Annotated in this window: 10 protein-coding genes and 1 rRNA gene (1 of these 11 running past the window's edge); 7 read left to right on the top strand and 4 right to left on the bottom strand. The window is 43.4% G+C overall.

Annotated elements, in window-relative coordinates; genetic code table 11:
* Window positions 1–986 (bottom strand): 16S ribosomal RNA (locus CAL7507_RS23850) (it extends 506 nt beyond the left edge of the window).
* 312 nt (window positions 987–1,298) lie between these two features.
* On the opposite strand from CAL7507_RS23850, the gene glyQ reads away from it, so the two are divergent.
* From glyQ to CAL7507_RS23830, 4 genes are all read left to right on the top strand, one after another.
* Window positions 1,299–2,204, top strand: a complete 906-nt coding sequence (glyQ, locus tag CAL7507_RS23845) for a glycine--tRNA ligase subunit alpha (protein ID WP_015131055.1) — start codon at window positions 1,299–1,301, stop codon at window positions 2,202–2,204.
* A 282-nt stretch (window positions 2,205–2,486) separates the two neighbouring features.
* A complete protein-coding gene (locus CAL7507_RS23840) occupies window positions 2,487–3,203 on the top strand; it encodes a trans-aconitate 2-methyltransferase (RefSeq protein ID WP_015131054.1) in 717 nt (238 codons plus the stop codon).
* A gap of 496 nt (window positions 3,204–3,699) precedes the next feature.
* Window positions 3,700–4,788, top strand: coding sequence for a M4 family metallopeptidase (locus tag CAL7507_RS23835; RefSeq protein ID WP_015131053.1), 1,089 nt, complete (start codon window positions 3,700–3,702; stop codon window positions 4,786–4,788).
* Between the two features lie 137 nt (window positions 4,789–4,925).
* The gene (locus tag CAL7507_RS23830; RefSeq protein ID WP_015131052.1) at window positions 4,926–5,225 is read left to right on the top strand and encodes a protealysin inhibitor emfourin; all 300 of its coding nucleotides are present in this window, start codon (window positions 4,926–4,928) and stop codon (window positions 5,223–5,225) included.
* A gap of 319 nt (window positions 5,226–5,544) precedes the next feature.
* On the opposite strand, the gene CAL7507_RS23825 is transcribed toward CAL7507_RS23830, so the two are convergent.
* On the bottom strand, window positions 5,545–6,123 hold the full coding sequence (locus CAL7507_RS23825) for a hypothetical protein (RefSeq protein ID WP_015131051.1): 579 nt from the start codon (window positions 6,121–6,123) through the stop codon (window positions 5,545–5,547).
* 196 nt (window positions 6,124–6,319) lie between these two features.
* Entirely contained in the window at window positions 6,320–7,198 is an 879-nt protein-coding gene (locus CAL7507_RS23820; RefSeq protein WP_015131050.1) for a 4-hydroxybenzoate solanesyltransferase, read from the bottom strand.
* A 343-nt stretch (window positions 7,199–7,541) separates the two neighbouring features.
* On the opposite strand from CAL7507_RS23820, the gene CAL7507_RS23815 reads away from it, so the two are divergent.
* The 3 genes from CAL7507_RS23815 (at window position 7,542) to CAL7507_RS23805 (ending at window position 12,035) form a co-directional block, all read left to right on the top strand.
* A complete protein-coding gene (locus CAL7507_RS23815; RefSeq protein ID WP_015131049.1) occupies window positions 7,542–9,194 on the top strand; it encodes a Ppx/GppA phosphatase family protein in 1,653 nt (550 codons plus the stop codon).
* Window positions 9,195–9,672: 478 nt separating this feature from the next.
* Window positions 9,673–10,722 carry a DMT family transporter gene (locus CAL7507_RS23810; protein ID WP_015131048.1) on the top strand — a complete coding sequence of 350 codons (1,050 nt, stop codon included), beginning with the start codon at window positions 9,673–9,675 and terminating at the stop codon, window positions 10,720–10,722.
* A gap of 197 nt (window positions 10,723–10,919) precedes the next feature.
* On the top strand, window positions 10,920–12,035 hold the full coding sequence (locus CAL7507_RS23805; RefSeq protein WP_015131047.1) for a peptidoglycan-binding protein: 1,116 nt from the start codon (window positions 10,920–10,922) through the stop codon (window positions 12,033–12,035).
* Between the two features lie 9 nt (window positions 12,036–12,044).
* On the opposite strand, the gene CAL7507_RS23800 is transcribed toward CAL7507_RS23805, so the two are convergent.
* The gene (locus CAL7507_RS23800; RefSeq protein ID WP_015131046.1) at window positions 12,045–12,527 is read right to left on the bottom strand and encodes a DUF2141 domain-containing protein; all 483 of its coding nucleotides are present in this window, start codon (window positions 12,525–12,527) and stop codon (window positions 12,045–12,047) included.
* Window positions 12,528–12,695: the final 168 nt, after the last annotated feature.

Below are 12,695 nucleotides of genomic sequence, written 5' to 3'. Positions count from 1 at the left end.
CGCTCCCGAAGGCACTCCCACCTTTCAGCAGGATTCGCGACATGTCAAGTCTTGGTAAGGTTCTTCGCGTTGCATCGAATTAAACCACATACTCCACGGCTTGTGCGGGCCCCCGTCAATTCCTTTGAGTTTCACACTTGCGTGCGTACTCCCCAGGCGGGATACTTAACGCGTTAGCTACGGCACGGCTCGGGTCGATACAAGCCACGCCTAGTATCCATCGTTTACGGCTAGGACTACTGGGGTATCTAATCCCATTCGCTCCCCTAGCTTTCGTCCCTCAGTGTCAGTTACGGCCTAGCAGAGCGCTTTCGCCACCGGTGTTCTTCCTGATCTCTACGCATTTCACCGCTACACCAGGAATTCCCTCTGCCCCGAACGTACTCTAGCCTTGTAGTTTCCACTGCTTTTATGAGGTTGAGCCTCACTCTTTAACAGCAGACTTACATAGCCACCTGCGGACGCTTTACGCCCAATCATTCCGGATAACGCTTGCATCCTCCGTATTACCGCGGCTGCTGGCACGGAGTTAGCCGATGCTTATTCCTCAGGTACCGTCATTTTTTTCTTCCCTGAGAAAAGAGGTTTACGACCCAAGAGCCTTCCTCCCTCACGCGGTATTGCTCCGTCAGGCTTTCGCCCATTGCGGAAAATTCCCCACTGCTGCCTCCCGTAGGAGTCTGGGCCGTGTCTCAGTCCCAGTGTGGCTGATCATCCTCTCAGACCAGCTACTGATCGTCGCCTTGGTAGGCTCTTACCCCACCAACTAGCTAATCAGACGCGAGCTCTTCTTCAGGCAGCAAGCCTTTCACCTCTCGGCACATTCGGTATTAGCCACCGTTTCCAGTGGTTGTCCCCAACCTGAAGGCAGATTCTCACGCGTTACTCACCCGTCCGCCACTCAATCCCTAAAGATTTCGTTCGACTTGCATGTGTTAAGCATACCGCCAGCGTTCATCCTGAGCCAGGATCAAACTCTCCGTTTTGTGAACGTAAGTAGTTCTTTAGCTCTTTTGACTGATTTCAACCTCAGTCAGGTTATTTTCTTTACTGACGCAAGGTACTTGTTGTATACTGGCTTTCAAACTATAATATTTTCAAGGTTCGGTGTTCCTCGCAGCGTCGCTCTTTCGCGCTCCGCTTCAGGCACTTATTCAATATATCGAACCTCCATATTTCTGTCAACTGTTTTTCCAAAAGAATTTTGGAACTCTTTCAAGTCGCTGCAAAACTGCCCACAGTGCTAAGTTGTAGGCAACAATGATGTATGGATTGTGCTGACTAAGGAATAGTAGAGCGTGAATTTTCAGTCGGTAATAGCTAAATTGCATCAGTTTTGGGGCGAGTCTCTTGCAGAAATATCTGGCAGTCAACGCGGTTGCCTAATTGCCCAACCTTACGATATGGAGAAGGGAGCAGGCACGAAAAACCCCCATACTTTTTTGAGAGCGCTGGGACCTGAACCGTGGGCTGTGGCGTATGTAGAACCATGTCGTCGCCCTACAGATGGGCGCTACGGGGAAAATCCCAATCGGTTTCAACATTATTATCAGTACCAAGTGTTGATTAAACCTTCACCAGATAATATCCAAGAGATTTATCTTGATTCTTTGAGGGCTTTAGGTATTCGGCCCGAAGATCACGATATCCGATTTGTCGAGGATAACTGGGAAGATGCGACGGTAGGGGCTTGGGGTACTGGCTGGGAAGTATGGTTGGATGGGATGGAAATTACTCAATTTACCTACTTTCAACAGTGCGGAGGTATTGATTGTCGTCCGGTGTCAATTGAGATTACATATGGATTGGAGCGACTGGCAATGTACCTCCAGGAAGTGGAAGCGATTACTAAAATCCAGTGGACGGACTACATTACATATGGTGATGTGCATCTACAGGGAGAAATTGAGCAGTGTACATATAACTTTGAAGCTTCCAATCCAGAGTTGCTGCTGACTCTATTTAATTTGTATGAGCAGGAAGCTACGCAGTTAACAGAGCGAGGATTGGTTTTACCGAGCTTAGATTATGTGATTAAGTGTTCGCATACGTTTAATTTGCTGGATGCGAGAGGTGTAATCTCAGTCACGGAGAGGACTCGATACATTGCGAGAATTCGACATTTGGCTAGGAAAATAGCTCAATTGTATGTAGAGCAACGAGAGAAGTTGGGATTCCCATTGCTGAAAGGTATAACAGCTTGAGTGTGCTAGTGATTTAAAATACTAGAAAGAGGTGCAGGGAGCGATCGCTCTTCTCTCTGATAAGATAATTTCTCTGCTTTTTCTAGCAACCATAATTACCACTTCATAAACAATCGTCCTAGCCATAGCAGGTAGGGCGATTTTGTCGGTATTCTTTTTGTTGAAACTGATTGAACAGTTCCGTCGATTCTGAAAAATCTTGTTTGAGCTAGGCTGTCTGATGTTCAGACCCCCCTAATGATACGTTAAAAGTAATTCCATACAAGACCTAATGCCAGCACTATGCCACAGCTATTTCCCGGAGAAGTATTTGCCAACACTGCTGATTTTGATACTGGTATTCGTCAGCTAATACCCCGGTATGATGAGATGCTGGAAGTAATAACTTGTTGTTTACCTCCAACAACTCACCGCGTTTTAGAATTAGGCTGCGGTACAGGCGAACTTACCCTGAAGATACTCAAACGATTTCCAGATGCTAAAGTTATCGCCCTCGATTACTCACCCCGAATGCTGCAGTTCGCCCAAGATAAAATCAAAAAATCTGGGTATGAACATCGCTGGACTGGTATTGAAGCAGATTTTGGTGATTGGGCAAATAATCCAGAAAAATTTGAAATTGGCAACGAATTTGATGCTTCTGTGTCATCTCTGGCGATTCATCATCTTGAAGATGAGATGAAATTCAAGCTATTTCAACAGGTAGCTGACAGTCTCACGCACAATGGCTGTTTTTGGAATGCAGACCCTATTCTACCAGAATTACCTGCCTTAGCAGAAGTTTACAAGGCGGTACGGGAAGAATGGATAACCCAACAAAGACCAGAACTCGCAGAAACTCGTGCCGAGGTTGGCATTACTGATACTCAAGGTTACTCTCATTCAGATCAACTAGCTACTTTAGATACCCACGTGCAAATGCTGTCAATAGCTGGATTTGAAACAGTAGCAATTCCTTGGAAATACTACGGCTTGGCAGTTTTTGGTGGCTGGGTGTAACGTTTATAGGTTAAGAATTTTCGATGGCACTGTTCCTAATCAATGGCAATCCTGGTAAAGTTTCTAGTAAAAAAATAGTAATAAATTACACATTTACCCTTGACAGGAACTATTATATAAACCCGTTGGGTCTGTAAAGGGGGTTGTGCGAATACAGACAAGGATTTCGGTTTAAATTTGCGGAATCCAGGTTTGTATTGTGTTTTTATGTGATGTCCCAATACCAAACTACCCTCAAAAAAGACCTTTTGCGATTCTTTGCAAAGGGTGGGAAAAGAGGAAAAAGGAAAATTTTATTCCTTACCAATTTCTCAACTTCAGTAAGAAGTCAAGAGAATTGTCCTCTATCAACAGACCTATCTGAAAATATAAGGTAGAAGCTTTTTTAAAAGACAAACCAGGGACACACCGTTTGCATTGGTTCCTTTGCACCTTCAAATAGTGAAGTTTAAGCCAATGTTTGCCATCACTTAGTTTCAAAAGGAGAATATGTTGGATGGCTCGAAATAAGCAAAAATCATCTGGGTTTCAGTGTCAGCATCCAGTTCATAACAGATGCTCTATCTGTTGTATCGTTCCGCCACATATGCTGGAGAATGTTGCCGTGAATGGCAATCCTGAGCAGCGTAGTTGGGCTTTTCACACACTCAATGTTTCCGCACAGCTGCGGGGAAGACGGGATATTATAGGTGGCCTTTCGTTTGCACCATCTCCTGGTGTGAAGCGCCGCACTATTTATGATGCTAAAAATGGACAGCAACTCCCTGGTACACTGGTACGCAGTGAAGGAAGTCCTCCTAGCAGTGATGTGGCTGTAAATGAAGCCTATGATGCCGCTGGTGCTACCTATGACTTATTCCACGAAGTATTCGATCGCAATTCTATTGATGATAAGGGACTGCGTTTAGATTCTACTGTGCATTATGGCGTTAAGTATGACAACGCCTTCTGGAATGGAGACCAGATGGTATATGGTGATGGAGACGGACAACTGTTTCAACGCTTCACTAAGTCAGTTGATGTCATTGCCCATGAATTAACCCACGGTATCACTCAATATGAAGCTGGTCTACTATATTATGGTGAATCGGGGGCACTGAATGAATCTTTTTCTGATGTCTTCGGTTCATTAGTAAAACAGAAGATCAAAAATCAAACAGCAGCAGAGGCAGACTGGATTGTTGGTGAGGGACTATTGGCACCAAATGTCAAAGGTGTTGGTATCCGATCGCTAAAAGCACCAGGAACAGCATACAATGACCCAGTATTGGGTAAAGACCCCCAACCAGCATTTGTGAAAGACAAATATACTGGCTTTGAAGATAATGCTGGGGTACATATCAACTCAGGTATCCCCAACTATGCTTTTTATCTGGCGGCGGTGGAAATCGGCGGCTACGCTTGGGAGAAAGCTGGTAAGATTTGGTACATAGCATTGCGCGATCGCCTACGCTCCAAGTCTGAGTTTAGACATGCTGCTGATATCACTATCAAAGTGGCTGGAGAACTCTACGGACTCGATAGCAAGGAACAGAAAGCCGTGAAAAATGCTTGGCAAAAAGTAGGAGTTACTCCGAAGTTGTAATACCGGATGGCGAACAAGTCAAAGTTTCATAATTCATGATTTTTACCGTGTTGTGCTGAGATTGCTAAACTGGGAGATAATACTAACCTCCCAGTCTTTGTATTTCTCGCCCTAGACAACACGACGGAGAGCAAAAAATGCGGATATCGTTTCAGCGCACGGGCGGCTTTGCTGGCATTATCAAGACCACAACCGTTGATACAGCTACTCTACCGCCAAATGAAGCTGATGTCATGCCCCGACTTGTGGAAGCTGCTGATTTATTTAAGTTACCTGAACAAATTACCTCTTCTAATCCTCAGAGCGATCGCTTTCAGTATAAATTGACAGTAGAAGACCAGGGTAAGCAGCATACGGTGACAGTGAGTGAGGCTGCAATGCCAGGCACTTTAAGACCCCTGATTGAATGGCTAAATCAGATAGCACAAAAAAACTAAAAACTAAAAAATTTTTTGCTTTAGCTAAAAGTCAGGAGGCTTGTTTCTTCTGACTCTTTTTGTCATATGAATATCAGCCTAGGGACGATATCGTGTCAGGGGAAAGACTTATCATTAAGACTGCAAGGAAGCAGAGGGAGAAAGAGTTTTCAGGTTTTTGCACAGATGCGGGATTCATAACTAATCAGCCAGACATGATATGGTGCTTTAAAACTTTGGATTCAGTAAGTTTTTTGTGAGGCGAAGTTGATAATTTGTCTACTGTAGCTCCTTAACACTGATCTGTGGAATGTGGGCTTGACTCTTCACAAATGAAAAATTACCACTTTTCAAACCAATAAACAATTTCTGAGGCTGAACTATTAATTGCTACCCCATAACTATCACCATGACTCCAATTAAAGCCAGGGCTACCTTTATCCTTGGCATCTAATACTAATATTTCATATGAGGGTGGAAAGGATTCTTCCGTTGTGTCATTAGTGTAAAAAAAAGTTGTCGGTACACCATTAAGTGAGTTGGCATGGTCATTTGTGCTACCACCTTTGTATTGATGTTTAGCAATTTTCTGATATTGTAAGAGTGATTTTTTTATCTTCTCTGGTGGCTGTTTTAGTCTGATTTGAAAAAAACTATTACCTATTGATGAGGCTGGAGAGTAAGCAATTCGCACACCTTTAGCATCGACAGGAATATCACCAGGAAAATGTTTTATGAGGTAGTTATTGTAACCAAGTTGTTCTCGAATTTTATGATATCTGGTTGTATCAGTTACGATCTCAGGTTCACCGGAATTACTAAATGCTTTTTTCAGAAAAAAACCTCCGCCAACAATACCAATGCTGCTGAGAGAAAGTAAAAGTGTTATGGCGATTTTAGCCAGATGCGATCGCTTCATCAAATTGGGTATGTCTGATTTTTATTCATCTACCCAACTACTAGACTAAAACCGTAGGATTTCGGATCTAACCTCAGAGAGATTGACACAAAAAATTTACAATTTCCGAGATAATACGGGGAAAATGTAAAATTTTCATGAAGAGAATGCCCTTAACTTTTCCGAAAAATTGAACTTAGTCTGTGTCAAAAGTTTATCAAGATCCAGTAATCATCCCAGCAAGTAAAACAAAACCAATCCAGACATTTTGGCGGAACATTTCACCGTAAGCAGGGTTAGGTAGATTACTCTGCTTTAAGCGTAAAGATTGCCAAATCCAACCGACAGCAGCGATCGCTAGGCTAATCCAAAAGGTAATATTGAGATGGATGGAAATACCTAACCAAGCCAGTAAGATAATTGTGCCGGCAAAGAAAAGCGCTATGGCTGTAGGGGCATAATCACCAAAGAATAGGGCGCTGGAATTAACACCAATACGTTGATCGTCTTCGCGATCGCTCATAGCATAAACAGTATCAAATCCCAATGTCCATAATACAGTCGCTCCCCAAAGTAACCAAGTGGGTTGGGAAAGGTCTTTGGTGACTGCACTCCAGCTAATCAACACGGCAAAACCCCAAGCAATTGAAAGCACAAGTTGAGGTATGGGAAATACCCGCTTGGCACCGGGATACAGTATAATTACAGGGACGGCTGCTACAGACAACCAAAAGCTCAGGGTGTTTAAATAAAAAGCCAGCACTGCTGCACATGCCAGTGCCACAATAGCGACGGCAATACCCACTTTAATAGATAATGTCCTGGCAGCGAGGGGGCGATCGCGTGTTCTTTCGACTTCTGGATCAATATCTCTGTCCCATAAATCATTGACAACACACCCCAGCGCACTTGTGGCGAGGGTACCCAATATCATCACACCTACTAAGGGTAAAGGTGGTTTACCAGCAGCCGCCAAAAATACAGCCCAAAGGGCAGGAATCATCAAAATTAACCGTCCTTCGGGTTTATGCCACCGCAAAAGACGGATAATTACGAACCATACAGGTTCTTGGTTGTTTTCTGGCGTCCTCAACATAAAAATTAAATAATTACTTGAGCTAGATGAATTAACACATCTTTACATCTATAGAATATCGTTATTTGCTATTTGTAAAATCACAACCTAAAATAGCAACTTTGGATACATCTGAATAGTCATTTTGGTTGTTAGCAGCAGGGTGAACAGTTAACAGTTAAATGATGACTGTTAAGCCTGAAAAGACAGTGGTTTCGCATCATACAATAGTGCCGATTGCCCGACACACCAGCCTTAAAGCTTTTGTGCCTCTAATTTGCACACAGACAAGCGCCAGAATTTTTGCTACCAGACGTGAATTTTGAATTGCTGACTATACCTTCCTTAATAGAGCGTAAAGTAGATGCTAAATTTAGTCTCAGCTAGCTCTTTGAGTCTCCCTACTCAAACAGTTAAGCGACACCGGATTATTGCTGCTATTGACTTGGGAACGAATTCTCTGCACATGGTGATTGTGCGGATTGACCCAAGTCTCCCATCTTTTAGCATTATTGCCAAAGACAAAGAAACTGTGAGGCTGGGCGATCGCGATCTTGCTACTGGGCATCTGAAAGCAGCTATTATTGATAAAGCGATCGCTGCCCTGCGACGTTTCCAAGAAATTGCTAAAACGTTGAATGCTGAAACTGTTGTGGCTGTCGCCACTAGCGCTGTGCGCGAAGCCCCGAATGGTAAAGATTTTTTACATAGAATAGCTGTTGAGTTAGGTTTATGCGTTGACTTGATTTCTGGCCAAGAAGAAGCGCGACGTATCTACCTAGGTGTGTTGTCGGGGATGGAATTTCACAACCAGCCTCACCTAATCATCGATATTGGCGGCGGTTCCACAGAAATCATTTTGGGAGACAGTCATGAACCGCGTACCCTCACCAGTACCAAAATCGGTGCAGTGCGACTCACCAGTGAGTTAATTACCACTGACCCCATTAGCAACATCCAGTTTCAGTATTTACAAGCTTATGCACGGGGAATGTTAGAACGTTCCGTAGAAGAAGTGTCAGCTAACCTAGAATTTGGTCAAACACCGCGTTTGATAGGTACCTCTGGCACAATTGAAACCCTAGCGCTGATTAATGCACGGGAAAAGTTAGGTTTTATCCCCTCCACACTCAATGGGTATCAATTAAGTCTCAAAGACTTGCAGGATTGGGTAAATCGCCTACGAAAATTAACTAATGTCGAAAGGGCTACGATCCCTGGTATGCCAGATAAGCGGTCGGAAGTTATACTAGCAGGCGCAGTAATTTTACAGGAAGCTATGACTCTTTTGGGTGTGGAGTCAGTGACAACTTGTGAGCGTTCTCTGAGAGAGGGCGTAATTGTAGACTGGATGCTAGCCCACGGTTTAATTGAAGATAAACTACGGTTTCAAAGTTCCATTCGCCAGCGCAGTGTGCTGAAACAGGCGAAAAAGTACCAAGTTAATTTGGATTATAGCGATCGCGTCGCTGCATTTGCCCTCAGTTTATTTGATCAAACACAAGGTTCACTACACTACTGGGGTGGAGAAGAACGCCAACTGCTATGGGCGGCTGCGGTGTTACATAATTGTGGTCACTATATCAACCATTCATCTCACCATAAGCACTCCTACTATTTAATTCGCAATGGAGAATTACTCGGTTATACGGAAACAGAGATAGAAATCATTGCCAATTTAGCACGTTATCACCGTAAATCTCCTCCTAAGAAAAAGCACGAAAGTTTCCGTAATTTGCTCACTAAACAGCAGCGACAAACGGTTAGCCAATTGAGTGCGATTTTAAGATTGGCAGTTGCTTTAGATAGACGACAAATTGGCGCGATCGCCCGTGTGCAGTGTGAATATTATCCACAATTTCATCTGTGCAATTTACTAATTTTCCCATCACAATCTGATGATCAATGTGAATTAGAACTCTGGAGTATAGATTACAAAAAAGAAGTATTTGAATCAGAATTTGGTGTGAAATTAGTAGCGACTCTAGAAAAGTCTACAGTTTCCAACTTTTCTTAAAACTCAGGTATGGTGCGTTGGGAGCATCCACTTTTGGAAGAAATACCGGGCGATTGGAAATCGCGGCTACACAAACGAAGTCCGCCTTCGCGGACTCTCTGAAACCCGCGTTCGCGTAACGTTCCGCAGGAAAGACGGGTTTAGTTTGTATAGCCCCAGACTACTAGTCTGAGAGCGAGCCGCCAAAAGTGGATGCTCCTTGGTGCGTTGGTGTAGCATCACGCACCTTTATATAGAAGGATATCGACGCGAACTTGACGCAGAAGTCGATATAATTTTTCTTTTTGGGATGGTTTAATTGTTGCCTGTGCGCTATCCGCAAGAGCAAGTATTCTGTATTCTGAAGATATGCAAGATGTGTTAGTAGTAGCTGGTCAATTAGAGATATCGAAAATGATGACGGGAGCATGTTCACAGAATTATGTAAAATTAGGTAAAGTAATTTTTACATCTGTTAACTAAAGGCATCAGCAAACCCATGCAGCTGAAACTCAGTGCATCTCGATTTCCCCTAGGGACAATATTTTTAATCGCCCCCTTTTTCTTATGGGGGACAGCAATGGTAGCAATGAAAGGAGTAATACCCCACACCACACCGCTATTTATGGCGGGGGTGCGTTTGTTACCGGCTGGGGTGTTAATTCTGATTGCGGCCGCAATTATGGGTAAACCTAGCCCTCAAGGTTGGGCTGCATGGCTGTGGATTGCCTTATTTGGCTTAGTGGATGGAACATTGTTTCAAGGACTGTTAGCAGAAGGATTAGTGAGAACTGGGGCGGGTTTGGGTTCGGTGATGATTGACTCTCAACCCTTAGCTGTAGCCTTGTTGTCGTTGTGGCTATTCCAAGAACATATTGGCTTTTGGGGATGGCTAGGACTAGGATTAGGAGTCTTGGGTATTAGTTTAATTGGCTTACCGGACGAGTGGATTTTTCATTTTCTCGATTCCGGCGCAGATATTACCATTGGTAGCTGGGAACAACTATTAGATTCTGGTGAGTGGTTGATGTTGTTAGCAGCGTTGTCAATGGCTGTAGGAACAGTGTTGATTCGATTTGTGACTAAGTATACTGATCCGGTGGTGGCTACGGGATGGCACATGATTTTAGGTGGATTGCCATTGTGGGGAATGTCATCGGTTTTTGAGTCTCAGCAGTGGCAGAATCTGACAACATCTAATTTTTTGGCTTTGGGATATGCCACAGTATTTGGTAGTGCGATCGCTTATGGATTGTTTTTCTACTTTGCTTCTAGCGGTAGTCTCACCAGTTTGAGTTCTCTCACCTTTCTTACTCCCATTTTTGCCCTGCTATTTGGTAATCTCTTCCTCTCAGAAGTCCTAACTCCTCTACAGTGGTTCGGAGTCTCTCTGACTTTAGTCAGCATCTATCTCATCAACCAGCGTGATACCTTAGCGGGCGAAAAAACTACTACACAACAGCAACAAATTTTAGAACCATCTATTGCTGAAAAAATTAACCCCATAACTATATCTGTCAGAGAATCAGAACCAGAAATTTCGCCCTAATAAGGAGATGAGGGGGATAAGGAGGATAAGGGAGAAGTAACTATAACCTTTGACTCATTCCTATTGCCTATTGCCTATTTTGCCCAATCCCCATTCCCCATTAAATTTTTTATTAGGATAAGAGTTAACTTTTAGACCACTTGCAGTTATCGTGGTATCGATGAATTAAAAAGTACTTTTCGCCTGAAACTTCCTATATGAGGCTATGCTACTCCTCAATTCCTATCTTGACCTGTTGTATTTGTCTGGGTTTGTACCACAGTCCTGCGAATCCAGCGATACCTAATCGGAACCCTAAAATCTTACAACTTGTCCAAACCATTTCCACATCGGTTCCTCAGCCACCCATTCAGGATATACAAACTCTGCAAACTCAATTAAAAAAGTTAGGATACTACAATGGCGCAGTCAATGGCCAGTACAGTAAAAGTACACAAATCGCTGTCTCCCAATTCCAAAAAGCAAAAGGCTTGGTAGCAGATGGTATTGCTGGTAAGGAGACTAAAGAAAGTCTGCAAGCAGCAACAGATGCCAAGATTCCATTGATTCCCTCTCCTTCCCCCGCATCTAAGCCTACTTCTCAAGCGAAAGCAAGCCAGGGAGGCTTTATTTGGTGGTCACTATTGGGATTGGGACTTCTAGGAAGTATTGGTATTATCCTTTATTTGATGAGACGGTTTGGTCGGGTTAAACAAGTGCAACAGCCCCAAACCTCAGATGCTAAAACTGAGACAGCAGCTAATCAAGACTCAGAGATGTCGTCATCAAAGTTGGATACCACAATTAATCCAGTGGAAAATATCCCATCGGACAGTCAACAACCCATGACAGCATCTATCTCTACAAAATTGCTACCAGCAGGACAAACTTCCCGTCTGGCTAAACTCAATATTGTTGACGAATTAATTAAAGACTTACACAGTCACGATCCTAGCCAGCGGCGCAAGGCGATTTGGGATTTAGGTCAGCAGGGTGACTCGCGGGCCATTCAACCACTGTTAGACTTGATGATGGATGTAGATTCTCAACAACGCAGCTTAATTTTGGCGGCTGTGGGGGAAATTGGTACTCGCACCCTGAAACCGATGAATCGGGCTTTAGCAATTTCCATGCAAGATGAAAGTCCACAAGTCCGACAAAATGCCATCCGTGATTTGACTCGCGTTTATGATATGATGACTCAGATTAGCCAGATTTTATGCCATGCACTAGAAGACCCTGATACTGAAGTGCAGGCGACTGCAAGGTACGCTCTCAATCAGATGAATCGAATTCGGACTGTACCGGAGCAAAAGAATCTAGCAGAAGAATAAAAATTAGTCCTATAAATATTTCAACTGAACATTGACCTTAGTATTTGGCCCTGCTAACAAAAATGTGGCTTCGCTGAATTTGGGGGGTTTGGTGGTAACTTCGGGGTTTCTGGAAAAACCAAAGCCTTCGGTGGGCATACCCAGGCTATTACGGTTGAGGATTAAATCTTTATTCTGATCGTGCATAACAGCCACGGCGTAGCTACTAGCTGGCAAATTCTCAAAGGTAATCTTGACAGGAATGTCGGTAATTTTGGTACACTGCCTTTGCAATACGCGATCGCGCTGGTTAGGAAATCCTTGGCTATTGGCAAAGATGCTAGCGCAGACTTGCCCTTCTTTATTTTTAAATCCATCAATCTCCACGGTGAGAGTGCCGTTAAAACCTGCCCTAGCGCTAAATGAGTATACCAAATTTCCCACAACTGCAAGTAGTAGCAGATTAACTCTCAATCCTCTGAGGGTAAAGTTTTTACTAATGTGACTTTTCATAGAGTATTTAGAATAGATAATTTCCCAGTCTAATAGTGATCGCCTTGACAAATTATTTTATAAAAATTTATCGAGGTTATAAGTTATGATATCAAATTAACTTTGTTTGTCATTCTTATAGCCAAAAATAATCTTACCAACCGTTGATCTAGATTGGGTTTAGTTGTG

Source organism: Calothrix sp. PCC 7507 (assembly GCF_000316575.1).
Lineage (GTDB): Bacteria > Cyanobacteriota > Cyanobacteriia > Cyanobacteriales > Nostocaceae > Fortiea.
This window is presented reverse-complemented; position numbering and strand designations above follow the sequence as displayed.

What these genes read in the sequence shown, in the direction of transcription:
- CAL7507_RS23840 (WP_015131054.1), top strand. Translation starts at nt 2,487, where the DNA reads ATGCCACAGCTATTTCCCGGAGAAGTATTTGCCAACACTGCTGATTTT.
- CAL7507_RS23835 (WP_015131053.1), top strand. Translation starts at nt 3,700, where the DNA reads ATGGCTCGAAATAAGCAAAAATCATCTGGGTTTCAGTGTCAGCATCCA.
- CAL7507_RS23830 (WP_015131052.1), top strand. Translation starts at nt 4,926, where the DNA reads ATGCGGATATCGTTTCAGCGCACGGGCGGCTTTGCTGGCATTATCAAG.
- CAL7507_RS23825 (WP_015131051.1), bottom strand. Translation starts at nt 6,123, where the DNA reads ATGAAGCGATCGCATCTGGCTAAAATCGCCATAACACTTTTACTTTCT.
- CAL7507_RS23820 (WP_015131050.1), bottom strand. Translation starts at nt 7,198, where the DNA reads ATGTTGAGGACGCCAGAAAACAACCAAGAACCTGTATGGTTCGTAATT.
- CAL7507_RS23815 (WP_015131049.1), top strand. Translation starts at nt 7,542, where the DNA reads ATGCTAAATTTAGTCTCAGCTAGCTCTTTGAGTCTCCCTACTCAAACA.
- CAL7507_RS23810 (WP_015131048.1), top strand. Translation starts at nt 9,673, where the DNA reads ATGCAGCTGAAACTCAGTGCATCTCGATTTCCCCTAGGGACAATATTT.
- CAL7507_RS23805 (WP_015131047.1), top strand. Translation starts at nt 10,920, where the DNA reads ATGAGGCTATGCTACTCCTCAATTCCTATCTTGACCTGTTGTATTTGT.
- CAL7507_RS23800 (WP_015131046.1), bottom strand. Translation starts at nt 12,527, where the DNA reads ATGAAAAGTCACATTAGTAAAAACTTTACCCTCAGAGGATTGAGAGTT.